Source organism: Streptomyces sp. NPDC043680 (assembly GCF_056436685.1).
The window spans coordinates 178,858-204,733 of record NZ_JBWKCE010000011.1; the positions used below are offsets into that span (position 1 = coordinate 178,858).

General features: G+C 69.9%; 24 protein-coding genes and 2 pseudogenes. 4 read left to right on the forward strand and 22 right to left on the reverse strand.

All coding sequences use genetic code 11. The features are described from left to right. Positions 1 to 30: 30 nt before the first annotated feature. The 9 genes and pseudogenes from tatA to AC0666_RS22850 form a co-directional block, all read right to left on the reverse strand. Positions 31 to 324 carry a Sec-independent protein translocase subunit TatA gene (gene tatA / locus AC0666_RS22810; protein WP_361723427.1) on the reverse strand — a complete coding sequence of 98 codons (294 nt, stop codon included), beginning with the start codon at positions 322 to 324 and terminating at the stop codon, positions 31 to 33. A 208-nt stretch (positions 325 to 532) separates the two neighbouring features. Beyond that, positions 533 to 733 carry a hypothetical protein gene (locus AC0666_RS22815; protein ID WP_361723424.1) on the reverse strand — a complete coding sequence of 67 codons (201 nt, stop codon included), beginning with the start codon at positions 731 to 733 and terminating at the stop codon, positions 533 to 535. Between the two features lie 53 nt (positions 734 to 786). Further along, positions 787 to 1,059, reverse strand: a complete 273-nt coding sequence (locus AC0666_RS22820; RefSeq protein ID WP_468583806.1) for a hypothetical protein — start codon at positions 1,057 to 1,059, stop codon at positions 787 to 789. A gap of 197 nt (positions 1,060 to 1,256) precedes the next feature. Beyond that, positions 1,257 to 2,225 (reverse strand): helix-turn-helix transcriptional regulator, encoded by a 969-nt coding sequence (locus AC0666_RS22825; protein WP_468970603.1) that lies wholly within the window; start codon positions 2,223 to 2,225, stop codon positions 1,257 to 1,259. A gap of 195 nt (positions 2,226 to 2,420) precedes the next feature. Beyond that, positions 2,421 to 3,377 carry a helix-turn-helix transcriptional regulator gene (locus tag AC0666_RS22830; protein WP_361723416.1) on the reverse strand — a complete coding sequence of 319 codons (957 nt, stop codon included), beginning with the start codon at positions 3,375 to 3,377 and terminating at the stop codon, positions 2,421 to 2,423. 144 nt (positions 3,378 to 3,521) lie between these two features. Next, positions 3,522 to 3,899, reverse strand: a complete 378-nt coding sequence (locus AC0666_RS22835; protein ID WP_468970600.1) for an FKBP-type peptidyl-prolyl cis-trans isomerase — start codon at positions 3,897 to 3,899, stop codon at positions 3,522 to 3,524. Positions 3,900 to 3,938: 39 nt separating this feature from the next. After that, positions 3,939 to 4,877 carry an FKBP-type peptidyl-prolyl cis-trans isomerase gene (locus tag AC0666_RS22840; protein ID WP_361723410.1) on the reverse strand — a complete coding sequence of 313 codons (939 nt, stop codon included), beginning with the start codon at positions 4,875 to 4,877 and terminating at the stop codon, positions 3,939 to 3,941. Between the two features lie 103 nt (positions 4,878 to 4,980). Further along, positions 4,981 to 6,342 carry a Pup--protein ligase gene (gene pafA / locus AC0666_RS22845; RefSeq protein WP_356852392.1) on the reverse strand — a complete coding sequence of 454 codons (1,362 nt, stop codon included), beginning with the start codon at positions 6,340 to 6,342 and terminating at the stop codon, positions 4,981 to 4,983. 9 nt (positions 6,343 to 6,351) lie between these two features. Next, positions 6,352 to 7,651, reverse strand: a pseudogene (locus tag AC0666_RS22850) (MFS transporter). 151 nt (positions 7,652 to 7,802) lie between these two features. On the opposite strand from AC0666_RS22850, the gene AC0666_RS22855 reads away from it, so the two are divergent. Continuing rightward, complete coding sequence (locus AC0666_RS22855; protein ID WP_478708189.1) at positions 7,803 to 8,801, forward strand: LacI family DNA-binding transcriptional regulator; 999 nt, start codon at positions 7,803 to 7,805, stop codon at positions 8,799 to 8,801. Between the two features lie 68 nt (positions 8,802 to 8,869). Here AC0666_RS22855 and prcA read toward each other — a convergent pair whose 3' ends face one another. The 6 genes and pseudogenes from prcA to arc all read right to left on the reverse strand — a co-directional run bounded on the left by prcA (position 8,870) and on the right by arc (position 14,788). Continuing rightward, positions 8,870 to 9,634, reverse strand: a complete 765-nt coding sequence (gene prcA / locus AC0666_RS22860; RefSeq protein WP_468583814.1) for a proteasome subunit alpha — start codon at positions 9,632 to 9,634, stop codon at positions 8,870 to 8,872. Positions 9,635 to 9,677: 43 nt separating this feature from the next. Next, positions 9,678 to 10,517, reverse strand: a complete 840-nt coding sequence (gene prcB / locus AC0666_RS22865; RefSeq protein ID WP_361723397.1) for a proteasome subunit beta — start codon at positions 10,515 to 10,517, stop codon at positions 9,678 to 9,680. Then, a pseudogene (locus AC0666_RS22870) lies at positions 10,469 to 10,823 on the reverse strand (endonuclease VII domain-containing protein); the annotation flags it as partial. The pseudogene AC0666_RS22870 and the gene prcB, both read right to left, overlap by 49 nt. A gap of 26 nt (positions 10,824 to 10,849) precedes the next feature. Then, positions 10,850 to 11,062, reverse strand: coding sequence for a ubiquitin-like protein Pup (locus AC0666_RS22875; protein WP_030016348.1), 213 nt, complete (start codon positions 11,060 to 11,062; stop codon positions 10,850 to 10,852). A 201-nt stretch (positions 11,063 to 11,263) separates the two neighbouring features. After that, complete coding sequence (gene dop, locus AC0666_RS22880; RefSeq protein ID WP_356852400.1) at positions 11,264 to 12,775, reverse strand: depupylase/deamidase Dop; 1,512 nt, start codon at positions 12,773 to 12,775, stop codon at positions 11,264 to 11,266. 246 nt (positions 12,776 to 13,021) lie between these two features. Then, positions 13,022 to 14,788, reverse strand: coding sequence for a proteasome ATPase (gene arc, locus AC0666_RS22885; RefSeq protein ID WP_468970586.1), 1,767 nt, complete (start codon positions 14,786 to 14,788; stop codon positions 13,022 to 13,024). Between the two features lie 264 nt (positions 14,789 to 15,052). Between arc and AC0666_RS22890 the strand changes: the two genes are divergently transcribed. Beyond that, positions 15,053 to 15,373, forward strand: a complete 321-nt coding sequence (locus AC0666_RS22890) for a ferredoxin (RefSeq protein ID WP_468583816.1) — start codon at positions 15,053 to 15,055, stop codon at positions 15,371 to 15,373. A 4-nt stretch (positions 15,374 to 15,377) separates the two neighbouring features. Here the strand turns inward: AC0666_RS22890 and AC0666_RS22895 are convergent, their stop codons facing one another. The 3 genes from AC0666_RS22895 to AC0666_RS22905 all read right to left on the reverse strand — a co-directional run bounded on the left by AC0666_RS22895 (position 15,378) and on the right by AC0666_RS22905 (position 18,354). After that, on the reverse strand, positions 15,378 to 16,007 hold the full coding sequence (locus tag AC0666_RS22895) for a hypothetical protein (protein ID WP_478708190.1): 630 nt from the start codon (positions 16,005 to 16,007) through the stop codon (positions 15,378 to 15,380). Between the two features lie 229 nt (positions 16,008 to 16,236). Then, entirely contained in the window at positions 16,237 to 17,136 is a 900-nt protein-coding gene (locus AC0666_RS22900) for a tRNA (adenine-N1)-methyltransferase (protein ID WP_361726064.1), read from the reverse strand. Positions 17,137 to 17,154: 18 nt separating this feature from the next. Next, the gene (locus AC0666_RS22905; protein ID WP_478708191.1) at positions 17,155 to 18,354 is read right to left on the reverse strand and encodes a site-2 protease family protein; all 1,200 of its coding nucleotides are present in this window, start codon (positions 18,352 to 18,354) and stop codon (positions 17,155 to 17,157) included. Between the two features lie 190 nt (positions 18,355 to 18,544). Here AC0666_RS22905 and AC0666_RS22910 point away from each other — a divergent pair, with 190 nt between their 5' ends. Next, positions 18,545 to 19,465 carry a RecB family exonuclease gene (locus tag AC0666_RS22910; protein ID WP_468970576.1) on the forward strand — a complete coding sequence of 307 codons (921 nt, stop codon included), beginning with the start codon at positions 18,545 to 18,547 and terminating at the stop codon, positions 19,463 to 19,465. Positions 19,466 to 19,530: 65 nt separating this feature from the next. Continuing rightward, complete coding sequence (locus AC0666_RS22915) at positions 19,531 to 20,205, forward strand: response regulator transcription factor (RefSeq protein WP_361726070.1); 675 nt, start codon at positions 19,531 to 19,533, stop codon at positions 20,203 to 20,205. Positions 20,206 to 20,277: 72 nt separating this feature from the next. Here AC0666_RS22915 and AC0666_RS22920 read toward each other — a convergent pair whose 3' ends face one another. The 4 genes from AC0666_RS22920 to AC0666_RS22935 form a co-directional block, all read right to left on the reverse strand. Beyond that, positions 20,278 to 21,861: an ABC transporter substrate-binding protein gene (locus AC0666_RS22920; protein WP_361715347.1), complete on the reverse strand. Its 1,584-nt coding sequence runs from the start codon at positions 21,859 to 21,861 to the stop codon at positions 20,278 to 20,280. Between the two features lie 89 nt (positions 21,862 to 21,950). After that, the gene (locus AC0666_RS22925; RefSeq protein WP_468970572.1) at positions 21,951 to 23,555 is read right to left on the reverse strand and encodes an ABC transporter substrate-binding protein; all 1,605 of its coding nucleotides are present in this window, start codon (positions 23,553 to 23,555) and stop codon (positions 21,951 to 21,953) included. Between the two features lie 479 nt (positions 23,556 to 24,034). Further along, positions 24,035 to 24,736, reverse strand: a complete 702-nt coding sequence (locus AC0666_RS22930) for an HAD family hydrolase (protein WP_478708192.1) — start codon at positions 24,734 to 24,736, stop codon at positions 24,035 to 24,037. A 111-nt stretch (positions 24,737 to 24,847) separates the two neighbouring features. After that, positions 24,848 to 25,876, reverse strand: a 1,029-nt coding sequence (locus AC0666_RS22935) for a vitamin B12 dependent-methionine synthase activation domain-containing protein (RefSeq protein ID WP_478708193.1), incomplete at its 5' end; no start/stop codon positions are given.

A 25,876-nucleotide genomic window follows, 5' to 3' on the forward strand; every position in this document is an offset into this window, starting at 1 on the left:
CGCGGCCGGAAGGCGACCGCGGGCGGGCGGTCAGCCCTGGGCGGTGTGGTTCGGCTCGCCGACGGGCCGCGAGCTCGTCACGTCGCCGGGGGCCGCCTTGATCGTGCGCGGGGCCGCCTGCTGGGGCGTCTGGTCGGCGACCGTGGAGGCGGCGGTGTTGTCGTCCGCCGCGCCCTCGGCCTTCATGGCCTTCGCCTCGCTCTTGAGGATGCGGGCCGACTTGCCGAGGGAGCGGGCCATCTCGGGGAGCTTCTTGGCACCGAACAGCAGCACGATGACAGCGATGATCAGAAGGATCTCAAGGGGCTTCAGATTGCCGATCATGTGTGTCTTCCTTCTCACCGAAACGGCTGGTTGTGGTGGCGGGCGACGTCGGAGGCGATCCGGAGCCGCTCGACAAGGATCGTAACCCCCGGGGGTTAACGCCCGGCAATCCCCGGGGGTCTCCCGGCTTGCGTACGGCTCCGGCGGTCCGGATCCGACCGTACGGGGCCCGTCCTGCAGTTGCCATAGACGTACGGACACGTGCGCACTACGGCCGGATCACCTGGCCCGCCCGGGCCAGGTCCGTCGCCGCCCGCTCCAGCTCCGCCGAGGCGTCCGCGACCCGGCGGCTGGACCGGGCCACCTCGGCGGACAGCCGCCGCACCTCCGCGTACACGCGCAGGGCGGCAACGGCGAGAACGGCGCACCCGAGGAACCCCAGGGCGATCGCGAGCATGGGCCACAGCATGGGACGAGCTTAGGGGATGCCCGGCCGATCGCGGCCGGGCCACCCCCGCCGCCTCAGATGCTGCGCAGGGTGCTCACGCCGCCACCGGTCAGCAGTTCCACGATCCGCTCACCCGCCGGCTTGCGGACGGAGGCACGGCACTCGGGGCAGATGAAGGAGTAGAAGGTGGTCCGCCGGCTGCCGCCGATGACCAGCCGCAACGCGGCGGCGTCCAGCTCGAAGCGGGCCCGGCAGTCGGGACAGGCCGCCTTGAAGGAGACCGGCCCCGCCGCGGCCGACCGCCCCGGCGGCCCGGCGGCGGCGGACACACCCCGTGGCCCAGACATTGGCGACATCGCTCGGCGCTCCCCTCAGCCCACTTCTGTTGCGTACGGCACGGCCTTCCCAGGGGCGGCCTGGCCAGGGGCGGCCTGGCCGGAGCCACAGCCTGCCCGTGGCACCGCCTGTCCATGGCGCTGCCTGCCCGTGCCGCCCTGTGCGTGGCACGGCCCGCGTACGGGTCCCGGGCCGTACGCCGCGGTGCTCAGACCGCTTCCCCGTACCCGGCGAGCGCCTCGCGGGCCGCCTGGCGGGCACTGTCCGCCACTTCCTGCGGCGCCACGATGCGGCCCTCCCGGCCCAGCCGCAGCGCGAGACGGCGCAGCGAGGCCGGGTCCGGGCTGCGCAGCGTGATGCGCAGCCCGCCGTCGGGCAGTTCCTCGGCGCTGTCGTGCGGGTAGTACTCCGCGACCCAGCGCCCGCCCGGCCCGACCTCGACGACGACTTCCGGGTCCTCGGCGGCCGGCTGCACGAGCCCCTCGGACAGGTCGCGCGGCTCGATGGCGGGCGGCTCGGCCCGCTCGTCCAGCAGGCGGATCTCCGCCACCCGGTCGAGCCGGAAGGTGCGCCGGGCCTCGGAGAGGTGGCACCAGCCCTCCATGTAGGTGTGGCCGACCGTGAACAGGCGGATGGGGTCGACCTTGCGCTCGGTCAGCTCGTCCCGGGCGGGCGAGTAGTAGCGCAGCCACAGCCTCCGGCGCTCGGCGATGGCCCGGTCGACGTCGGCGAAGACCCCGCCCTCCGCCTCGAAGGTCACGCTCAGCCGGGCGCTGGCCCCGGCGGCCTCGCCCGCCGCCGCCTCCAGCTTCGCGGTGGCCCGCAGCAGGGCGTCCCGGTCGCTCTCGCGCAGGCCGGGCAGGGTGGCCACGGCGCGGGCGGCGACCAGCAGCGCGGTCGCCTCGTCGGCGGCCAGCCGCAGCGGCTCGGCGGTGGACTCCCCCGATGCGTCGGGGTTGCGCCACCAGATGCGCTCCCCGTCGGTGTCGATGTCGAGCAGGTCCCCGCCGCGGAAGCTGGTGCCGCACATGGGCAGCACGTCGAGGTCCGAGATCAGCTCGTCCTCGGTGATCCCGAAGGCGCGGGCGACGTCGGCGACGTGCGCGCCGGGGCGCTCGCGCAGGTAGGTCACCAGGGACAGCATCCGGCGGGTCTGGTCGATGGCGTTGGCAGCCATGCTGGTACGTCTCCCCCTCAGGGCGCGTCATGCGAACGGTGCGGTCGTGCGGGTGCAGTGCGGTGCGGTGCTGTGCGTGTGCGATGCGGTGCTGTGCGTGCGGCGGTGGTGCGGGTGGTGCGGTCGTACGTGGGCCGCACCCGGCGCGGGCGGGTGCGGCGCCGGAGTGTCGTACGTGCGTACGGGTGCGTGCGCTCAGCCCGCGGCGACGGCGCGCAGCCGGTCCACCACGTCCGCCCTCAGGTCGGCCGGCTCCACCACCACCACGTCCGGCCCGAACTCCACCAGCCAGGCGTCGAGCCCGTGCCCGTACGGGATCTCCAGCTCGTCCCAGCCGTCCGCGCCCTCGCGCACTGCCGCGGCCCTGGCCCGCAGCGGGTAGCCCGCCCCGGCCCGCAGCCGGATCAGCGCGGTGCGGTCCGCGCTCTCCCCGGCCCAGCTCGCCACGGTCTCCCGCACGGTCACCACGTCCGGCACCTCGGCGGTGTACCTGCCCGCCCGCGAGCGGACCTTGCCGGTGATCCGGGAGAGCCGGAACACCCGCTCCGCCCCGCGCTCGCGGTCGTATCCGGCCAGGTACCAGTGCCCGCGCCAGCACTCCAGCGCCCACGGTTCCACCTGACGGGTCTCGGGCCGGGCGGCGGTGGACTTGCGGTAGTCGAAGACCACCGGCCGGCGGTCGCGGCAGGCCAGCATCAGCGGTTCGAACGCCGCCTCGTGGACGGGGATGCGCGGCTCGATGGCGCTGTGCTGACCCTCGTACGGGGAACCCGCCTCCGGCATCCCGCCGGCCCGCAGTTTCTGCAGCGCGCCGCTCGCGGCTCCGGCGAGGCGGGCCTGCTGCCAGACCTTCGCCGCCAGCCCCAGGGCCGCGGCCTCCTCGGCGTCCAGGGAGACGGGGGGCAAGCGGTTGCTGTCCCGGCGGGCCAGGTAGCCCGTTTCGCCCTCCAGGTTCTCCACCGTCTCGATGACCAGGCCGAGTTCCCGCAGATCGTCCTTGTCCCGCTCGAACATGCGGTTGAAGGACTCGTCGTTGCCCGCTTCCATGTACGCCTCGATGGAACCGCGCAGTTCACGCTTGCTCAGCGGCCGGCGTGTCCCGAGCAGACACAGCGCCAGATTCATCAGCCGCTCGGCCTTGGCAATCGCCATCGACGCCGTTCCGCCCTTCTCCGCTTACCCGACTTGCACGTCGTATACGTCCGTGACCGTTGACCGTACCGCCCCGGCGGGCCCCGGCAAAAGCGAGGGCCCCCGCCTCACGGCGGGGGCCCTTCACCGGTCACGCGTCGCGGATCAGGCGTCCATCAGGTCGCAGACGAAGATCAGCGTCTCGCCCGGCTTGATGGCACCGCCGGCGCCGCGGTCGCCGTACGCGAGGTGGGCGGGGATCGTCAGCTTGCGGCGGCCGCCGACCTTCATGCCCTGGACACCCTGGTCCCAGCCGGAGATGACCTGGCCGATGCCCAGGATGAACTGCAGCGGGGCGCCGCGGTTCCAGGAGGCGTCGAACTCCTCGCCGGTGGAGAAGGCCACGCCCACGTAGTGGACCGAGACCTTGGAACCGGCCTTGGCCTCGACGCCGTCGCCCTCCCAGATGTCCTCGATGACCAGGTCGGTGGGGACCGGGCCCTCGGGGAAGTCGATCTCGGGCTTTTCGAGCTTGTCGCTCACGGAACTGCTCCTAAAAACTGGTGGACAACGGGGACAGTCTTACATCACGGCGAGGATGTCGAGGCTGAAGACCAGCGTCGAGTTCGCCGGGATCGTCCCCTGCTCCTTGTCGCCGAAGGCCTGGTCCGGCGGGATGACCAGGAGGATGCGGCTGCCGACCTTCTTGCCGAGCAGGCCGTCCTTCAGGCCCTTGACCGACAGCTGCTCCATCGGCCAGGTGACCGTCTGGTCCGTGGCGTACGTGCTCTCGAAGGTCTTGTCGTCCTTCCACGTCTTGCCGTTGAACTTCACCACGACGCTGTCGGAGTCCTTGACGGCCGGGCCGTCACCCTCCAGGACGTAGTTCGAGACGAGCTTGGACGGCGGGGTCCCGTCCTTGGGGACGGTCACGGAGACTTCCTTGCCGTCCGTGTTCGTACCGACCTTGGGGAGGTCCTTGTTGTCCTGCGCGACCTCCTTGCCGGTGGCGGAGGCCGGGACGCTGGTGCCCTTGACGATGTCCACGACGAAGACGAGCGTTGCATTCGGCTTGATCTTGTCGCCGGAGCCCTTCTCCCCGTAGCCCAGGGCCGGCGGGATCACCAGTTCCAGGCGGCTTCCGACCTTCTTGCCCTCCAGGCCCTGGTCCCAGCCCTTGATGACCATTCCGGCACCGATGGTCACCTCGAACGGCTTGCCCTTGCCGAAGCTCTGGTCGAACGGCTCCTTGCCGTCCCACACCTGGCCGAGGTAGTTGACCTGGGCGACGTCGCCCTTCTTCAGCGCCGGGCCGGTGCCCTCGCTGATGGTCTCCACCTTCAGCTCCTTCGGCGGGTCGCCCTTGCCCTTCGACAGGGTGGGCGTCTCTCCGAACTTGGCGCCCTTCGTGATCGCGGGCACCCCGTTCTTCATCTGGGCGGAGTCGGAGCCGCTGTCGCCACACGCTGCTGTCGACAGCAGCAGAAGGGGTACGACAAGCAGGCCGGCAAGTCGGCGCACGTGTTCCTCAGATCTCAGACGGCAAGCGGTCGCCGCCACTCTAAGGCGTGCGCAGGGCCCCGTACGAGATCCGTACGGGGCCCTGCCCAAGATCAGTGAGATGTCACATCCCGGCGATCAGCTTCTCCACCCGGTCGTCCACCGAACGGAACGGGTCCTTGCACAGCACGGTGCGCTGCGCCTGGTCATTGAGCTTCAGGTGCACCCAGTCGACGGTGAAGTCCCGCCGCTGCTCCTGCGCCCGGCGGATGAAGTCACCGCGCAGCCGCGCCCTGGTGGTCTGCGGGGGCACCGACTTGCCCTCGAAGATCTTCAGGTCGTTGCAGATCCGCGCCGCCTGCCCCTTGCGCTCCAGCAGGTAGTACAGCCCGCGCCGACGGTGGATGTCGTGGTACGCGAGGTCTATCTGGGCCACTCGCGGGTTGGACATGGTCATGTTGTGCTTGCCGCGGTACCGCTCGATGAGCTTGTACTTCATGACCCAGTCGATCTCGGTCTCGATGCGGTCCAGGTCCTCCGCCTCGATCGCGTCCAGCGTGCGGCCCCACAGCTCCAGCACCTGGTCCACCGTGCCGCTGCGGATCCCGCGGCGCTCGGCGAAGTCCACCGCCTTGTCGTAGTACTCCCGCTGGATCTCCAGCGCGGAGGCCTCCCGGCCGCTCGCCAGTCGCACCTTGCGCTGGCCCGTGATGTCGTGGCTGACCTCGCGGATCGCCCGGATCGGGTTCTCCAGGGTCAGGTCCCGCATCACCGTGCCCGCCTCGATCATGCGCAGCACCAGGTCGGTGGCGCCGACCTTGAGCAGCATCGTCGTCTCGGACATGTTCGAGTCCCCGACGATCACGTGCAGGCGGCGGTAGCGCTCCGCGTCGGCGTGCGGCTCGTCCCGGGTGTTGATGATCGGCCGGGAGCGGGTCGTCGCGGAACTGACGCCCTCCCAGATGTGCTCCGCCCGCTGGCTCACGCAGTAGACCGCGCCCCGCGGGGTCTGCAGCACCTTGCCCGCCCCGCAGATCAGCTGCCGCGTGACGAGGAACGGAATGAGGATGTCCGCCAGGCGGGAGAATTCCCCGTGCCGTGCCACCAGGTAGTTCTCGTGGCAGCCGTAGGAGTTGCCGGCCGAGTCGGTGTTGTTCTTGAAGAGATAGACGTCGCCCGCGATTCCCTCCTCGTGCAGGCGGCGTTCTGCATCGACGAGCAGGCCTTCGAGAATGCGCTCGCCCGCCTTGTCGTGGGTGACCAGTTCGGTCACGTTGTCGCATTCGGGAGTTGCATATTCCGGATGCGAACCCACGTCGAGGTACAGGCGGGCGCCGTTCCGCAGGAAGACATTGCTGCTGCGGCCCCATGACACAACACGGCGGAAGAGGTAGCGCGCCACTTCGTCAGGAGACAGTCGGCGCTGTCCCCTGAACGTGCACGTGACGCCGTACTCGTTCTCCAGCCCGAAAATGCGGCGGTCCATGACTGAACATTACGCCTTCTGCACTGTTCTGAAACCGGGTTCGAGAACGCCGTTTCGATCAATTGGCGGCGACACGCCCCGAAGAGCCCTCCGGGGCGGCCGCCGCGGCGCCCGTCACGGTGCGGGTGCGGCCGGGAACAGCGAGGATCCGCTGAGTGGTCATCAGGACCAGCAGCGCCGCCGCCCCCGCCGCGCTCGCCACCCCGAAGCCCATGGCCGTCCCGCCCAGTTCCACCGCGGGGCCGGCCGCCGCCGTACCGATGGCCGCGCCCACCCCGAAGAACGTCACCAGCCACGAGAACGCCTCGGTCACCGTGCCCGCCGGGGCGTGCCGGTCCACCACGATGAACGCGCACGCGATCGCCGGCGCCAGGAACACCCCCGCGAGCGCCGCCAGAGCCGTCATGGCGACCGGGCCAGGCGTCAGCATCAGCGGCAGATAGCAGACCGCCAGCAGCGCGACCAGCAGCCGCAGCCGCCGCTCCGGCGCACCGGCCCACTGCCGGGCCCCGTACGCCACGCCGCCGACCAGGGCGCCCAGCCCCAGCGCCGCCATCAGCCAGCCGTACACCGCCTGGTCGCCGTGGTCGTCGGCGTACGCGACACCGGCCACGGTGATCGAGCCCAGCGCCGTCCCCACGAAGAAGAACGACCCCAGCAGCGCCAGCAGCCCCGGCGAGCGCAGCGCACCCAGCCAGTGGGCCTCGCGGGGCGCCGAGCGCCACGTCCGGGACGGCTCGCTGACCACCACGGACAGCGCCCCGAGCACACCGATCGCATTGAGCACCAGCAGCGCCCCCGCCGGATCCCACAGCGCCACGAACAGCGTCACCAGCAGCGGACCGACCGTGAACATGACCTCCTGGGCCACTGCGTCCATCGCGTACGCGGCGTGCACCCGCTCCTCCTTGCCGCCGAGCACGCCGGGCCACAGCGCCCGCAGGCCGCCCTCCAGCGGAGGCGTGAAGAGCCCGGCCACGACCACGGCGGCGTACGCGGCGGCAGCCGACCCCGTGCCCGCGAACGCCAGCCACACCATGCCCAGCGCGGATACCAGCGCCGCGGGCAGCTGCACGCGGGGCTGCCCGTACAGGTCGACGGCCCGCCCCAGCAGCGGCTGCCCCACGGCATTGGCCAGCCCGTAGACGGCCGCCAGGGCTCCCGCGAGGCTGTAGCTGCCGCCCTCGGCGCGCGTGAACAGCACGATGGCGATCGGCGCGGTGGCATTCGGCAACCGCCCTGTGAGCGTGCCCACCAGCAGCCTCGCGGCGTGCCGGGTCCTGAGCAGCTCCGCGTATCCCGCGGCCATGTGCGCCCCTTTCCAGCCCGGACACTACCACCCGGGTAATACGTATAACGCGACCCGTTATACGTACCATGGCCGCAGCTCGGCAGTCCAGACGGCCACCTGGCCCACGGACCCCACCGCCCGCCCGCCACCGCGATTCCAGGAGCCCCCTGTGACGAGACCCACCAGCCGGGACGTCGCCACCGCCGCCGGGGTCTCCCAGGCCACCGTCTCCCTCGTCCTCGGCGACAAGTGGCGCGGCCGCGTCTCGGAGCGCACCGCCGGCCTCGTCCGCGAGGCCGCGGCCACCCTCGGCTACCGCCCCAACCTCGCCGCCCGCAACCTCCGCCTCGGCAGCACCCGTACCGCCCTCCTCGTGGTCCCCGCCCTCACCAACGAGTTCTTCGCCCGCGTCTACACCGGAGCCGCCCGCGTCGCCTCCGCCCACGGCTTCGGCGTCGTCCTCTACCCCTCCCCCGAGGGCACCGGCCCCGCCCGCGACCCCTTCGCCTCCGCCCGCGCCGCCCTCGACGGAGTCATCGCCTCCTCCATGGCCGCCCGCGCCCTCGACGCCATCGGAGGCACCGAACTCCCCCTCGTCATGCTCGACAGCGACCCCGCCGCCGGCCGCGCCGCCGCCCACGTCAACCTCGCCATGGCCGACGGCATGCGCCAGGTCACCCAGCACCTGCTGGGACACGGTCACCGCCGCTTCCTGCACCTCGCCTCGGCCGTCGACTCCTGGACCTTCGACGTCCGTGCCGCAGCCCTCGCTGCCCTCCTGGGCCCGCACACCGAGCTGCGCACCGTACGGGCCGCGCTCACCGTCACCGACGCACGCACCGCCATGGAGGCCGCCCTGGTCTCCCCCTGCGACCGGCCCACGGCCGTCGTCTGCGACGACGACATCCTCGCCGCCGGTGCCTGCAAGGCCGCCCGCCGCCTCGGCCTGCGCGTCCCCGAAGACCTCTCGATCACCGGCTTCGACGACCTGGCCCTCGCCACCGCCGTCGAACCCGAGCTGACGACCGTGCGCCTGCCCGCCGAACGCGTCGGCGAGCAGGGCATGACCGCCCTCCTCACCGTCCTGGAGGGCGAACCCTGGACCGCCCCCGACATCCCCGTCGAACTCGTCGTCCGCGACTCCTCGGGCCCCGCCCCCGCGCGCTGAACACGACGGAGCCCCGGCCGCCCTCTCGGGCCGACCGGGGCTCCCTGGGCAGGGGACGGCTCCGCGTCCTACTCCGCGTCGTCTTCCGCAACCTCGTCGTTCGACACGGCATCCGCCTGGACGTCCGCCGAGACGTCCGCCTCCAGCAGCCGCGCCAGCTGCCGGCCCCGGATCCGCTTGAACTTGCGCTGCTGCACCCGCGTCCGGTCCAGCACCGCAACCTCCAGCCGCTCGGCCGGAATCGCCTTGTCCGCACCGTTCGCCTGGCTCGACAACGCCTGCACCGCCAGCTTCAACGCCTCGGACAGGGTCATCCCGTCCCGGTGCCGCTGATCGAGGAAGGTACTGATCTGCTCGGCATTGCCGCCGACCGCGACCGAACCGTGCTCGTCCACGATCGAACCGTCATGCGGCAACCGGTAGATCTGGTCGCCGGCCGCGGTCGCGCCGACCTCGGCCACCACCAGCTCCACCTCGTACGGCTTCTCACCGGCCGAGGAGAAGATGGTGCCCAGCGTCTGCGCGTACACGTTCGCCAGCCCACGGGCCGTCACATCGTCGCGGTCATAGGTGTATCCGCGCAGATCCGCGTACCGCACACCGCCGATCCGCAGGTTCTCGTACTCGTTGTACTTGCCGGCGGCCGCGAAGCCGATCCGGTCGTAGATCTCGCTGAACTTGTGCAGCGCACGGGACGGGTTCTCGCCGACGAACACGATGCCGTCGGCGTACTGCAGCACGACAAGGCTGCGGCCGCGGGCGATGCCCTTCCGGGCGTATTCCGCCCGGTCGGCCATGGCCTGCTGGGGTGACACATAGAACGGAGTCGACACCGGTTATCCGTCCCTTTCTTCTGGGCGACGAGACGAGGAGGGGTCAGAGCAGGGCCGCGCGCGGCCCGTCGGGCTGCTCAAGCCGCCGGTCGGTGACCGAGCGGGCGATCGCCTGCGACTCCTCCTCGGTCAGCCTGCGGAAGCCCTCGTCGGTGATGACGGTGACGATCGGATAGATGTGGCGGTACAGGTCCGGCCCACCGGTCGCCGAGTCGTCGTCGGCCGCGTCGTACAGCGCCTGCACGACCAGTGTGGTGGCCTGCTCCTCCGTCAGGTCCGGGCGGTAGAGCTTCTTCATGGAGCCCTTGGCGAAGATCGAACCGGAGCCGGTGGCGGCGAAGCCGTGCTCCTCGGAGCGGCCGCCGGTCACGTCGTAGGAGAAAATCCGACCCTTCTCCTTGGCCTCGTCGTACCCCGCGAAGAGCGGTACGACGGCCAGCCCCTGCATCGCCATCCCCAGATTGCTCCGGATCATGGTGGAGAGCCGGTTGGCCTTGCCCTCCAGGGAGAGGGTCGTCCCCTCCACCTTCTCGAAGTGCTCCAGCTCCAGCTGGAACAGCTTGACCATCTCCACGGCCAGGCCGGCCGTACCGGCGATCCCGACCGCGGAGTACTCGTCGGCCGGGAACACCTTCTCGATGTCCCGCTGCGCGATCATGTTCCCCATGGTCGCCCGCCGGTCACCGGCGAGCACGACCCCGCCGGGGAAGGTCGCGGCGACGATGGTCGTCCCGTGCGGCGCCTCGACGATGCCCTCGGGGAGCTTGCGGTTCCCCGGCAGCATCTCGGGCGCGTGCGAGCCCAGGAAGTCCATGAAGGACGACGACCCCGGTGTCAGGAAGGCTGCCGGTAGACGCCCTGTGCCACGGTTGTTGGCTTCCACGCGTGTCCCTCCAGGTATGAGATGGCCCGACGAGCGGCGTCGGGATCGTCTCCCAACAGTCCGATAGCCGTATTGCAGTTGAAGCAAAGTACGCCACGGACCCTACCCGTCGTGTGGCAATGATCCACATGTGCGGCCGGAGCCTTCAAGCAGATGAGGCAGACGCCGCTGCGCCGCGATCATCCCGTCGCGCCGGGCCTCGGCCAGGCCGCGGGCCCGCTTGAGGTGACCGGCTCGGCCGTCGACGAAAGGACACGCATTGCGACGTGTCGCCAGACCGTCGACGGCCGAACCATTCGCCCACTCACCTTTGAATCAAAGGCAAAGCGGGTCTACTGGCCACCCTTTTGAACGAAGGAGCGCACGAAGTCCTCGGCGTTCTCTTCGAGTACATCGTCAATCTCGTCAAGTACCGAGTCGACGTCGTCGGAGAGCTTTTCCTGGCGCTCCTTGAGGTCGGTCGATTCTTCGACCGCCGCCTCCTCGACCTCCTCGGTCGAGCGCGTCGCCTTCTGCTGTCCGCCGCCGGTGTCCTTGGTCGCCATGTCTACCTCACCCCGCTCGGTTCGCACGCTCACGTGGAGAGACCCCGGGTTTCGGGATCTCTCAAGATCAGACCCTACGTCGGACCCTACAAGGAGGGTCCGACATCCGTCCCGGTACTTGCACAACGTCCGGGTTCTCTCATGATTCCCGGCCAGGCGGCCTTTCAGCCGCTTCCCGGCCCGGAAAGCGTCAGCTCCCGCTCAGTTCCCGCTCAGCACCCGCACCAGGTCCTCCGCCGTGCGGCAGCGGTCCAGGAGCTCCTTGACGTGTTTGCGGGTGCCCCGCAGGGGTTCCAGGGTCGGGACCCGCTGGAGGGAGTCCCGGCCCGGGAGGTCGAAGATCACCGAGTCCCAGGAGGCCGCGGCCACGTCGTCCGCGTACTGCTCCAGGCACCGGCCCCGGAAGTACGCCCGGGTGTCCTCCGGGGGCTTGCCCTGGGCCCGCTCGACCGCGGGCTCCTCCACCAGCCGCTTCATCTTGCCGCGGGCCACCAGGCGGTTGTAGAGGCCCTTCTCGGGCCGTACGTCCGCGTACTGGAGGTCCACCAGGTGCAGGCGGGCGGCGTCCCAGCCGAGCCCGTCACGCCTGCGGTAGCCCTCCAGGATCTCCCGCTTCGCGATCCAGTCGAGCTCTCCCGACAGACTCATCGGGTCGCTCTCCAGCCGGCCGAGCACGTCCTCCCAGCGGGCCAGTACGTCCTTGGTCTGCTCGTCCGCGTCGGAACCGAAACGCTCCTCCACGTACTTCCTGGCCAGCTCGAAGTACTCCATCTGCAGTTGTACGGCGGTCAGCGTGCGCCCGCTGCGCAGCGTGATCAGGTGGTGCAGGTCAGGGTCGTGGGAGACCTGGTGCAGGGTGCGTACGGGCTGGTCGACGGCCAGGTCGACGGTGATGAACTGGTCTTCGATCATGGACAGGACGAGCGCCGTGGTGCCCAGCTTGAGGTACGTCGAGATCTCGGAGAGGTTGGCGTCCCCGATGATCACGTGCAGCCGGCGGTATTTCTCCGCGTCCGAGTGGGGCTCGTCCCGGGTGTTGATGATGGGGCGCTTGAGGGTGGTCTCCAGGCCGACCTCGACCTCGAAGTAGTCCGCACGCTGACTGATCTGGAAGCCGTGCTCGCGCCCGTCCTGGCCGATGCCGACCCGGCCGGCGCCGGTGACGACCTGGCGGGAGACGAAGAAGGGGGTCAGGTGCCGCACGATCTCCGAGAAGGGGGTCTCCCGCTTCATCAGGTAGTTCTCGTGCGTCCCGTAGGAGGCGCCCTTGTTGTCGGTGTTGTTCTTGTAGAGGTGGATGGGCTGGGCGCCGGGCAGCTGGGCCGCCCGGACCGCCGCCTCGGCCATGATCCGCTCACCGGCCTTGTCCCAGAGCACGGCGTCCAGCGGATTGGTGATCTCCGGGGAGCTGTACTCGGGGTGCGCGTGGTCGACGTAGAGCCGTGCACCGTTGGTGAGGATGACGTTGGCGAGGCCGATGTCCTCGTCGGTCAGCTGGCTGTTGTCCGCGGCCTCGCGGGCGAGGTCGAAGCCGCGGGCGTCCCGCAGCGGATTCTCCTCCTCGAAGTCCCAGCGGGCGCGACGCGCCCGGTGCATCGCCGCCGCGTAGGCGTTGACGATCTGGGACGAGGTGAGCATGGCATTGGCGTTCGGGTGCCCCGGGACGGAGATCCCGTACTCCGTCTCGATCCCCATTACTCGCCGTACGGTCATGCGGCCCTCCTTGCCCGGCGGCGCTCCCGTTCGGGAGCGGCGCTCAAGTACCGCTGGTGCTCCGGTGCGTGTGCGGTGCCCGTCCCCGCACTGCGCGACCGGCGGTACGGAAGAGCCTAGAACCACTCCGCGCTGGTGGGGAGATCATTTCAGTCATTGACTTCGCCCCGTCACCGGCTGAAAAGCGGTCGGTAAAGCAGTCGGCTGCGGGTGCCCGATGAGGGCACCCGCAGCCGCCCTTTTCGATCAGAGGTACTGACCGGTGTTTGCCACCGTGTCGATGGAGCGTCCGGTGTCCGCGCCCTGCTTTCCGGTGACGAGGGTGCGGATGAATACGATCCGCTCGCCCTTCTTTCCGGAGATCCGGGCCCAGTCGTCCGGGTTGGTCGTGTTGGGCAGGTCCTCGTTCTCCTTGAACTCGTCCACGCACGCCTGGAGGAGGTGGGAGACCCGCAGACCCTTCTGGTTGTGTTCGAGGAAGGCCTTGATGGCCATCTTCTTGGCCCGGTCGACGATGTTCTGGATCATCGCGCCCGAGTTGAAGTCCTTGAAGTAGAGGACTTCCTTGTCGCCGTTGGCGTACGTGACCTCAAGGAAGCGGTTCTCCTCGGTTTCGGCGTACATCTGCTCGACGACGGTCTGGATCATGCTGTGCACCGCGACGTCGGGCGAGCCGGCGTGCTCGGAGAGATCGTCGCTGTGGAGCGGCAGCGAGGCCTTGAGGTACTTGGCGAAGATGTCCTTCGCCGCCTCGGCGTCCGGCCGCTCGATCTTGATCTTCACGTCGAGGCGTCCGGGCCGCAGGATGGCCGGGTCGATCATGTCCTCGCGGTTGGAGGCGCCGATGACGATGACGTTCTCCAGGCCCTCCACGCCGTCGATCTCGGCGAGCAGCTGCGGGACGATGGTGTTCTCCACGTCCGAGCTGACGCCGGAGCCGCGGGTGCGGAAGAGGGACTCCATCTCGTCGAAGAAGACGATGACGGGGGTGCCCTCGCTGGCCTTCTCACGGGCACGCTGGAAGACGAGGCGGATGTGCCGCTCGGTCTCGCCGACGTACTTGTTGAGGAGTTCGGGGCCCTTGATGTTCAGGAAGTAGGACTTTCCGGCCGGCTGGCCGGTCACCTCGGCGACCTTCTTGGCAAGGGAGTTGGCCACCGCCTTGGCGATGAGCGTCTTGCCGCAGCCGGGCGGGCCGTAGAGCAGGATGCCCTTGGGCGGCCGCAGTTCATGTTCCTTGAACAGGTCCGGGTAGAGGTAGGGGAGCTCGACCGCGTCGCGGATCAGCTCGATCTGGTCGCCCAGGCCGCCGATCTTGTCGTAGTCGATGTCCGGGACCTCTTCGAGGACGAGTTCCTCGACCTCGCTCTTGGGGACGACCTCGTAGACGTAGCCGGAGCGGGGTTCGAGCAGCAGGGCGTCGCCGGGGCGGATGGTGATGTCCAGCAGCGGCTCGGCGAGCCTCACCACCCTCTCCTCGTCGGTGTGCCCGATGACCAGGGCGCGCTCGCCGTCCTCAAGGATCTCCTTGAGGGTGACGATGTCCCCGGCCCGCTCGAATTCCATGGCCTCGACCACGTTGAGGGCCTCGTTGAGCATGACCTCCTGGCCGCGCCGGAGGTCTTCCGGGTCGACGCTGGGGCTGACGTTCACGCGGAGCTTGCGGCCCCCCGTGAAGATGTCGACGGTGCCGTCCTCGTTCGCCTGCAGGAAGACACCGAAGCCGGCCGGCGGCTGCGCGAGCCGGTCGACTTCCTCCTTGAGGGCGACGATCTGGTCGCGGGCCTCACGGAGCGTATTTGCCAGTCGCTCGTTTTGCGCGGAGACGCCGGCCAGGTTTGTCTGGAGCTCGACGATCCGCTCTTCGAGAATCCTCGTGTGTCGCGGAGAGTCGGCGAGCTTACGTCGCAGGACGGCGATTTCCTGCTCTAGGTAGGCAACCTGGCCGGCGGGGTCCTCAGACCCTCGCCCCGGCCGGATGCCGCGGTTGATGTCGTCGTCGTGGGCTGCCACGGTCCTCACCTCCTCCAAGGGGAGCTGGACGCTTCCTGACCCTACCTGGGCTGGTGGTGATTGAAACCCCTAGATCACAAAGACGGTAGAGGTGTGTCCGATCTTCACCCTTGCGTACTCCCTCACGCCAAGGAAATACCCACCCATCAACATCTGAAAGCGGCCGGTTGTAAGGTCGAAGTGTTCAACACCCGTCACGGCTCGCGCGACTTGCCGCCGACGGATGACGAGAACTGATCACTGAGCGCAGGAACGGCAGGAGATATGACCGTGCAGCAGGAGGCTCCCACGGGTGGCGCCGGGCAGGCCGCAGAGCCGCTTGAGGTCTGGATCGATCAGGACCTGTGCACCGGTGACGGCATCTGCGTGCAGTACGCGCCCGAGGTGTTCGAGCTGGACATCGACGGTCTGGCCTATGTGAAGAGCCCCGACGACGAGCTGCTGGTGGAGGCGGGGGCGACCACTCCGGTTCCGCTGACGCTGCTGCAGGACGTGGTGGACTCGGCGAAGGAATGCCCCGGCGACTGCATCCACGTAAGGCGTGTTTCGGACAGGGTGGAGGTCTACGGTCCGGACGCGGAGTGACGGTTCAAACACTCCTGGCGGCGGAATCCGTCAGCTCCTGGCGGAATTTTCCGCCGCTCCAGCGCCACTTGGCGAGCTGTTTGAGGTCCGGGCTGTAGCGGGGCACCTGGGGCGAGGTGTACCCGAGGAGGCTCGCGGTGACGACGCCGTCGCGCACGGTGAGGTCCGTTGCGGTCTGCCTGCGGCCGGCCTCCAGCAGGGTGGCGACGATCCTCGGCCGGGCGCCCGGCGTCCTGTCCTGGGCGAGTACGTAGAGGGCGTGGGGCGGGGTCCCGGATCCGGCGTCGCAGCGGACGGCGGCCACGGTCTCGGGGCGGCCGTCTCCGTCGAGGTCGCCTTGGGCGGTGGCCGTCACGGCCACGGGGGTTCCCTTGCAGTCGAGCGGGTAGGTGACCCCGGCGGCGTCGGGAGCGGCGGCCTGCGGGCCGCTCACGGCGTCGGCCGCGGGAGCCCCGGAGGGGTCGGCGGCCGGCGCCGCGGCGGGGCCGATGGCCGCCGCTTGCGGCTGGAGGAGTCCCGCGCCGGCGATGACGGCGGCCACGGCGCACGCCGTGGCGAGCCAGTGGACGGGCCGGGCGCTGCTGTGCGCCGGGTTTTCCCAGGTGGGTGCCGGCTCGGCGGGGCTGTTCGGCACGCGGGGGGTCTCCTGTGCGAGCGGTGACGGGGAGCCAGCATCGTGCCACATGTCACACCGGGGCGGAACGCCCGGGTCCGCGCGGGTCGGGCCGGCACCCGGGACAACGAAAAGGCGCTGCGGCGCAGTTCCCGCCGGAGCGGGGGAACTGCGCCGCAGCGCCGTGGTGTTGGGTGGCCGGCGGGCCGGGGTCGGCCCCGGTGGCCGGAGCCGCCGGGCTGGGCCCCGGCTAGCGCTGGGAGGTGCCCCCGCCCGGCCCTTCGTAGTCCTCGCCGTACGCGCCCTTGGCGGGGCGGCGGCGGCGCATCGGCGGCTCGACGCCGTCGGCGAGCCGGCGGGCGGTGACGAGGAAGCCGGTGTGGCCGATCATCCGGTGGTCGGGACGGACGGCAAGGCCCTCGACGTGCCAGTTGCGGATCATCGATTCCCAGGGCTGCGGTTCGGCGAAGCAGCCGATTTCGCGGATGGACTCGACGGTCTTGGACAGCTGGGTGGTGGTGGCCACGTAGCAGCAGAGGATGCCGCCGGGAACCAGCGCCTTGGAGACGGCCTCCAAGCACTCCCAGGGGGCGAGCATGTCGAGGATGACGCGGTCGACGTCGGTGTCGGACAGGTTGTCCTGGAGGTCGCCGACGGTCAGCTGCCACGCCGGGTGGGGGCCGCCGAAGTAGCGCTCGACGTTGGCGGTGGCGATTTCGGCGAAGTCCGAGCGGCGCTCGTAGCTGTGGAGCATGCCCTGGTCGCCGATGGCGCGCAGCAGGAAGCTGCTCAGCGAGCCGGAGCCCACGCCTGCTTCCACGACGCGGGCGCCGGGGAAGATGTCGGCGAAGGCCAGGATCTGGCCTGCGTCCTTGGGGTAGACCACGGCGGCGCCGCGGGGCATGGACAGGACATAGTCGGGGAGCAGGGGACGCAGCGCGAGGTAGGCGACGTTGCCCGTGGTACGGACAACACTGCCCTCGGGGGCGCCGATCAGCTCGTCGTGCGGGAAGGAACCCTTGTGGGTGTGGAAATTCTTCCCGGCTTCGAGCGTGAACGTGTAGTGGCGGCCCTTGGGGTCGGTGAGCTGAACCTGGTCCCCGACCTCGAAGGGCCCGCGTCGGCGGGCGGCACCGGTCGGTTCGGACATGTGACCAGTGTATTGGCTTCAGGACTGGGGCCGCGCCATGGCCTTCACGAAGGCCTTTTCGACGTCCAGGGTGGACAGGACTCCGTAGATCTCGCCGCCTGGTTCGACGACGAGGTACTCCGTGGCGGGGGTGGCGCGCAGGCGGTCGAGGAGTTCTTCGCCGGCGAGCTCTGCGGAAACCTTCATGCCGTCGGTGAGGTCCTGCGCGAGGGTGCTGACCGCGACCCAGGGGCGGCGGTGTTCGGGCACGGAGGCGATGGCGCTCTCGCGGACGATCGCGGTGGGTTCGCCGAGGCCGTCGACGACGACGAGGGCGCGGGCCCCGTGGGCGTTGGCGCGGCGCAGGGCTTCGGAGAGCGGGGTGGTGTGCTCGACGGGGACGGCGCGGCGGGTGAGGGTGCGGGCGCGCAGTTCGGGGAGGTGCTCGCGCAGCCGGGCCATGCGCAGGCTGTTCCCGGCGCCGGTCCAGATGATGGCGGCGAGGATCGCGGCGAGGAGGGCGTCCATGACGGTGTTCATCCCGCCGACGTCGTCGGGGCGGCCGCCGGTGAGCCCGGTGTGGGTGAGGACCGGCAGGCCGAGGAGGACGGCGACGGCGAGGGCGCGGCCGACCCAGGCGGCGGCGATGGTTCCGGTCATGGGCCTGCCGGTGATGCCCCAGATGACGGCGCGGAGCATGCGTCCGCCGTCGAGGGGCAGCCCGGGGAGCAGGTTGAAGGCGGCGACGAGCAGGTTGGAGATCATCAGGCCGGCGAGCAGGACGCCGGGGACGGTGGCGGGGTCGACGGCGAACATGGCGAGGTAGAAGCCGCCCGCGAGGACGAGGGAGAGCAGGGGGCCGACGAAGGCGAGGACGAATTCGCGGCCGGGGGTCTCGGATTCCTTCTCGATCTCGGAGACTCCGCCGAAGAACTGGAGCTGGATGCGGCGCACGGGGAGCTTGAAGCGGAGTGCGGCGACGGTGTGCGCCAGTTCGTGGACGAGCACGGAGGCGTAGAAGGCGACGGCGAAGAAGAGCGAGACCAGGTAGCGGGCGGGTCCGAGGTCGGGCAGGACGCGGTCGAGCTGGTCGCCGAAGACCCAGGTGATGAGGGCGGCGACGAGGAACCAGCTGGGCGAGACGTACACGGGGACGCCGAAGGGGCGGCCCATGAGGAGTCCGCCGCCCGGGCCGGAGCGCTGGTCGGGGCGCTCGCCGGTTTCGTCGGTGTCTGCCACGGCTGTCCTTCGTTCGGTGCTGTCCGGCGGTTTGGTTTCGTCGGTGCTTTCAGTGTGGTGCAGGTGCACGGTCGGTGCGGTGCGGGGGGGGCGCGGTAGCGCGGTGTGATGCCCCGATCATGCAGTGCGAGGGGGCCCGGCGTCGATGGTATGCGCGTGCTGTCGGTGGCGGGTCGTAGGGTTTTGTCTCATGACGACGATGCCCGACGCCGGTGCGGATGATTCAGCGCCCGCCGCTCCGCCTGCTTCGCTCTCCCCTTCGCGGGCGAGCGATTTCATGCAGTGCCCGCTGCTGTACCGGTTCCGGGTGATCGACAAGCTGCCGGAGAAGCCGAGTGCGGCGGCGACGCGGGGCACGCTGGTGCACGCGGTGCTGGAGCGGTTGTTCGACCATCCTGCGGCGGAGCGGACGGCGCCGCGGGCGAAGGCGCTGATCCCGGGGCAGTGGGACCGGCTGCTGGAGTCGCGGCCGGAGCTGATGGAGCTGTTTCCGGCGGGGGACGAGGGCGAGGGCCTGGCGCGCTGGCTGACGGAGGCCGAGGCGCTGGTGGAGCGCTGGTTCACGCTGGAGGACCCGACGCGGCTGGAGCCGGTGGAGCGGGAGTTCTTCGTGGAGGCGGAGCTGGAGTCGGGGCTGCGGCTGCGCGGGATCATCGACCGGGTGGATGTGGCGCCGACGGGCGAGGTGCGCATCGTCGACTACAAGACGGGCAAGGCGCCGCGGCCGGAGTACGCCGAGGGTGCGCTGTTCCAGATGAAGTTCTACGCGCTGGTGGTGTGGCGGCTGAAGCAGGTGGTGCCGCGGCGGCTGCAGCTGGTGTACCTGGGCAGCGGTGACGTGCTGACGTACGACCCGGTCATCGCGGATCTGGAGCGGGTGGAGCGCAAGCTGCTCGCACTGTGGGAGGCGATCAAGGAGGCGACGGCGACGGGTGAGTGGCGACCGCGGCCGACGAAGCTGTGCGGGTGGTGCGATCACCGGGCGGTGTGCCCGGAGTTCGGCGGCACTCCCCCGGCCTATCCGCTGGTGATCTCCCCCGGCCACCGCCGGGAGGTGCCCCCGCCGAGGCCCGCCGCCGAGGGCGCGGACGTGGCACCGGCGGAGTCCTGATCACCGGGCCAGGGCAGAATGGGCGGCGTCCGTCGATGCCGCCGTACGAATACGAGGTACACCCCGTGGCGATCCGCGTCCTCCTGGTCGACGACCAGCCGCTGCTGCGCACCGGTTTCCGGATGATCCTGGAGGCCGAACAGGACCTGGCGGTGGTCGGTGAGGCCGGGGACGGTCTGCAGGCCCTGGACCAGGTTCGGGCGTTGCAGCCCGATGTGGTGCTGATGGACATCCGGATGCCGCGGATGGACGGGGTGGAGGCGACCCGGCAGATCACCGGGCCGGGGCGGGACGGGCCGGCGAAGGTGCTGGTGCTGACCACCTTCGACCTGGACGAGTACGTGGTGGAGGCGCTGCGGGCGGGCGCGAGCGGGTTCCTGCTGAAGGATGCGCCGGCCAATGAGCTGGTGCAGGCGATCCGGGTGGTGGCGGGCGGCGAGGCGATGCTCGCGCCGAGCATCACGCGGCGGCTGCTGGACAAGTACGCGGGGCACTTGCCGTCGGGTGAGGAGAGCGTCCCGGACACGCTGGGCACGCTGACCGAGCGGGAGGTCGAGGTGCTGAAGCTGGTGGCGCGGGGCCTGTCGAACGCGGAGATCGCGGCGGATCTGTTCGTGAGCGAGACCACGGTGAAGACGCACGTGGGGCACGTGCTGACGAAGCTGGGCCTGCGCGACCGGGTCCAGGCGGCGGTGTACGCGTACGAGAGCGGACTGGTCCGCCCGGGCGCGGGCCAGTAGGCCCGGGAGCAGGCGAACGGGCCGGCAGCCGCGTGCACGCGGCTGCCGGCCCGTTCCCGTACCGGGCTGGTCTCAGCCCTTGCTGATCTCCCAGAAGCGGAAGACGGTGGAGGCGTCCAGCGACCACTGGAGGCCCGTCACGTTCTGGCGGGTGACCGCGTACTGCTTGCTCTGCCACAGCGGCAGGATCGGGATCTCCTCGGCGACGATGTCCTGGAGGCGGCTGTAGTCGGTGCCGGCGGCGGTGCGGTCGGACTTCGCGGAGGTCGACGGGATGATGGTCCCGGTGATCTCCTTGTTGTCGTAGTTGTTGTGCAGGACGTTGTCCGGCCCGAAGAACGGCTGCGTGAAGTTGTCGGCGTCCGGGTAGTCGGGCACCCAGCCCTTCACGTAGACGCCGTACTTGCCGGCCTGGATGTCCTTCTCGTACTGCTCGAACTCGACGGACTTGACGTCGGCCTCGAAGAGCCCGCTGTCGTTGAGCTGCTTGGCGATGAGCTGGAACTCCTGGTCCGTGGACGGGCCGTAGCGCGTGGGCGTGGAGTACAGGGTGATCTTCACCTTGTCCTTGATGCCCGCCGCGCGCAGGACGGCCTCGGCCTTCTTCGGCTGGGGGGTGCCGCCGTAGCGGTCGAAGAAGGGCGTGGTGTGCGAGCCGATGCCGGCGGGGACGATCGAGTACAGCGAGACGGCGGTGCCGTCGTAGACGTCCTTGACGAGGGCCTCGCGGTCCACGAGGTAGGCGATGGCCTTGCGGACGGGGAGCTTGCCGGCGACCGGGTCGTTCATGTTGAAGACCATGTGCTCGACTTCGGCGCCGGTGCCCTGGACGACCTCGACCTTGTTGTTGCCGGTCTTGGTGGAGGACAGGCTCGCGATGTCCTTGGCCGCCAGGCCGCGGAAGGCGAAGTCGACGTCGCCGCTTTCGAGGACCCTCTTGAGGGCTGCCTGGTCCTCGTTGAAGAACTTCAGGGTGACGCCGGTGTTCTTCGCCTTGGCCTTGCCGCTGTACGAGTCGTTGACGGAGAAGGAGGCGCTCTTCTCGTTGATCGAGTCCAGCTTGTAGACGCCGGAACCGATGGCCTTGCCGTCGGTGCGGAGCTTGTCGGCGGGGTACTCGGCGTGGTCGACGATGGAACCCGCGGCCGATGCGATCTTGCTGGGGAAGGTCGCGTCGGAGGACTTGAGGCGGAAGACCACCGTCTTGTCGTCGGGGGTGTCGATACCGGCGATCGACGACAGCACCACGGCCGGGCCGTTGGCGTCATTGATCTTCAGCGTGCGCTCGAAGGAGAACTTGACGTCCTTGGAGGTGAGGTCGTGGCCGTTGCTGAACTTCAGGCCGTCGCGCAGGGTGCACTTGTAGACCTTGCTGTCGCTGCCCTCGAAGTTGCAGGCCTGCGCGGCGTCGGGCTCCGGGGTGGTGCCGCCCTTGGGGAAGCTCAGCAGGGACTGGAAGACGTTGTTGAAGAGCAGCCAGGACCCCGGGTCGTAACCCGAAGCCGGGTCGGCGGAATTCACCTTGTTGGATATCCCCATGACCACGCCCTTGCCGCCGCCGGCGGTCGAGCCTTCGGTCGAACCGCAACCGCTGAGCAGCGCTGCGGCGGTGGCTGCGCCGAGCGGGGCCGCCAACCACTGGTTACGTCGTATCACGGGAACGTCCTTCACAGTCGAACTGTTTCGTTGCGCCGGCCTGCGACATCCGCCGCCGGGTGCTGCCGGTACTGCCGGTACTGCCTGGCTCAGCCGCTGACGCCCCGGCCGAGTTCCCACAGCTGGAGGTCGGAGATGGCGTTGACCGACCACTCCACTCCGGTGATCCCGTCGCGCGCGGCGACGTACTGCTTGCCCTGCCACAGGGGCAGGACGGGCACGTCCTCGGCGACGATGTCCTGCATCTCCGCGATCGCGGGGCCGGCGACGGTGCGGTCGACCGCCCGCCGGGAATCGGGGATGAGCTTGGTGCGCACCGCGCTGTTGGCGTACGGCGTGCCCAGGAAGTTGTCCTGCTCCAGGAACGGGGCGAGGAAGTTGTCGGCGTCCGGGTAGTCGGGGAACCAGCCGAGCCCGTAGGCGGCGTAGTCGCCCTTCTTCTGCGCGGGCCGGAACTGGCTCCATTCGGAGCCCTGGACGGTGATGTCGAACAGCTGGGTGGAGTTCAGCTGGTTCTTCAGGGTCTCGAACTCGGCGGCCGTGCCGTCGCCGTAGTGGTCCGTGGTGTAGTTCAGCGTCAGCTTGACGGGGGTCTTGATCCCGGCGTCCTTCAACAGGCTCGCGGCCTTGGCGGTGTTGCCGTCGCCGTACTTGTTGAAGAAGGAGTTGACGTGACCGGTCACCGTGGTGGGGACCAGCGAGTACAGCGGCTGCGCAGCCTTCCCGTAGACCTTCGTGATGATGGCGTCGCGGTCGACGGCGGCGGCGAGGGCCTGGCGCACGGCCTTGTCCTTGACCGCGGGTGCCTCGGTGTTGAAGCCGAGGTAGCGGATCTCCAAGCCGGGCATGGGCACGAGCTTGACGCCCTTGGGCGCCTTGGCGGAGAACTCGCCGATCTGCGCCGGCGACAGGGTGCGGGAGACCATGTCGACGGAGCCGTGGGTGAGGGCCCTGCCCATGGCGGCCGAGTCGGCGAAGGTGCGCAGTTCGACCTTGTCGTTCTGCAGCTTGATGTCGCCCTTGTAGTTCGGGTTCTTGGTGAAGACGGCCCGCACGAGGTGGTCGTCCTTGACCTCGGCCTTCATCGTGTAGGGGCCGGAGCCGTCGACGGAGAAGCCCGCCCGGAGCTTCTTGGCGTCGTAGTTCTTCTCGCTGACGATGCCGGCCGCGGGCGTGGACAGCTTGTGCGGGAAGGTCGCGTCCGGGCTCTTCAGGTGGAAGACGACCGTGTCGGCGCTCTTGGCCTCGACGGTGTCGATGGTGGAGAGCAGCGAGGAGGGGCCGTTCTCGTCCTTGATGGCGAGGACCCGCTCGATGGAGAACTTGACGTCCTTGGCGGTGAGCGGGGCGCCGTCGGCGAACTTCAGGCCTGGGCGCAGGGTGCAGCGGTAGCTCTCGTTGCCGGTGTCGGTGAAGCGGCAGTCGGAGGCTGCTTCGGGGACGGGCTGGCCGCCGCCCCGGGGGGTGCGCATCAGCGTCTGGACGGTCTGCCGCAGGACGTTCCAGGCGCCGGCGTCGTAGGCGTAGGCCGGGTCGAACGGGGCGGGAGCGTAATCGGCGGCCTCGAACCGGTCGGTGGTCCCGACGACGATCGCTCCGGAGCCCGCTCCCCCACCGGTCGTGCTGCCGCAGGCGGTCAGCGCGGGGGTGAGCAGTCCGGCCGCGGCCGTCAGCACCAGGGTCTTGCGGTTCATGCTGGAAGTACTCCCTCGACCGGCACTTGTTCAAAGCGGCGTAGAGGGCACTTCGCGGCGGTCGCCCGTTCAGGGCGGAACGATCGGGCCGGTGTTGTGACGATCGGTCCACGCCGTCCCGGCACAGGGGTGTGCGCCGGGGCCGGCTGCGGTGCGGCGCAGTGCCCGCGTCGACATTAGTGGCCTGTGACGGGATGGCTTGAACTGGCAGGACTTGGGGTGTAATCGCACGGTGATGGGCGCGGACTGGCTGTCCATGTGAGGGACGCCGCAGATGCGGTCAGGAGCTGATCAATCCGGACACAAAGGAAGCCCTCCGAGCCCCCCGACAGGCGTGTCGGGGGCCAGACGCGTGACAAAGGTCACCCGGCGCCAGTGCCAGGGAATGGATGGAATTCCAGCCTCCGGGCCAGGGAACGAAAGATCCTTCCGCAGGACGCGGTCCCGGCGGTGTTCCATTCGGTACGGAGCGTGTGCACTCAGTTCAGCGGAGTGATGAGCGAGCGCAGGAACGGCAGGTCCACGTCCTCCAGGGAGCGCACGACGGTACGCCCGGGGGCCGGAGGGATCAGGCCCACCGAGGGAACGGCCACGACCCGGCAGCCGGCGGCCTCCGCGGACGCCACCCCGGTGGGGGTGTCCTCGATGACGGCGCAGCGCGAGGGGTGTGCGCCGAGGGTGCGGGCGGCCAGCAGGTACGGGTCGGGGTGCGGCTTGGTACGGAGCACCTCGTCCCCGGCCACCGTCAGGGTGAACCGGTCGGGGCCGAGGGCCTGGAGGACCCGGTCGATGACGCGTCGGTGCGAGGCGGACACCAGGGCGGTGGGCACGTTGTGCCGGGCCAGCTCGGCCAGCAGCCGTTCGGCGCCCGGCATCATCGGCACCTGCTCGGCGATGCGCGCCTCGAAGCGCTCGTTGAGCAGCACGCTGAGCTCGCCGAGGGTGATGGCCGCGCCGGTGGCCTCGATGAGGAAGGCGGCGCTGCGGCTCATGGGGCCGCCGACGACCACGTCCCGCCAGGCCTCGTCGAGGGGGTGGCCGAGCTCGCCGAAGATGTCGACCTCGACGTCCCACCAGAAGCCCTCGGTGTCGACGAGGGTGCCGTCCATGTCCAGCAGCACCGCCTGCAGGGCATGCCCGTCGGCCGTGCGGGTGACGGACGCGGGAACGGTGCTGGTCATGCGGCACACCTCTTTCGGGGGACGAGAAGGCCGGTCGCCTCTCCCCATGGGCATCCCCCGGGAGACAGGCGACCGGCCTGTATGGGACCGACAAGTGTACGTCGGTCCGCGTCAGCGTGCGTTGAAATACTTCGCTTCGGGGTGGTGAATCACGATCGCGTCGGTGGACTGCTCCGGGTGGAGCTGGAACTCCTCGGAGAGGTGGACGCCGATCCGCTCGGGCCGGAGCAGGTCGGCGATCTTGGCGCGGTCCTCCAGGTCCGGGCAGGCGCCGTAGCCGAGCGAGAAGCGGGCGCCCCGGTACTTGAGGGCGAACATGTCCTCCACCTGGGCGGGGTCCTCTCCGCCGAAGCCGAGCTCGGCGCGGACGCGGGCGTGCCAGTACTCGGCCAGGGCCTCGGCGAGCTGGACGGACAGGCCGTGCAGCTCCAGGTACTCGCGGTAGGAGTCGGTCTCGAACAGCTTGGCGGTGGCCTCTCCGATCCTCGAACCCACGGTGACGACCTGGAGACCGACCACGTCGGTCTCGCCGGACTCCTCGGGGCGGAAGAAGTCCGCCAGGCACAGCCGGCGGCCGCGCCGCTGGCGCGGGAAGGTGAAACGGGTCCGCTCGTTGCCCTGCTCGTCCAGGATGATCAGGTCGTCGCCCTTGGACACGCAGGGGAAGTAGCCGTAGACCACGGCCGCTTCGAGCAGGTTCTCGGTGTGCAGCTTGTCCAGGAGGCCGCGCAGCCGCGGCCGGCCCTCGGTCTCGACGAGCTCCTCGTACGTGGCCCCGCCCGCGCGGGCCTGCTTGAGGCCCCACTGCCCCTTGAACAGGGCGCCCTCGTCCAGCCAGGAGGCGTAGTCCTTGAGCGGGATGCCCTTGACCACGCGGGTGCCCCAGAACGGCGGGGTGGGGACGGGGTTGTCGACGGCCACGTCGGAGCGGCCGCCCGGCTCCTCGGGCTCCTCCACCTGGAGCAGCGGCGTGTCCCGCTTGGCGACTCGGCGCTGCTTGAGCTCGGGCAGGGCGGCGCCCGGCACGCCGCGCTTGACGGCGATCAGGGCGTCCATGAGGCGGAGGCCTTCGAAGGCGTCGCGGGCGTAGCGGACCTCGCCTTCGTAGATCTCGTGGAGGTCCTGTTCGACGTAGGCGCG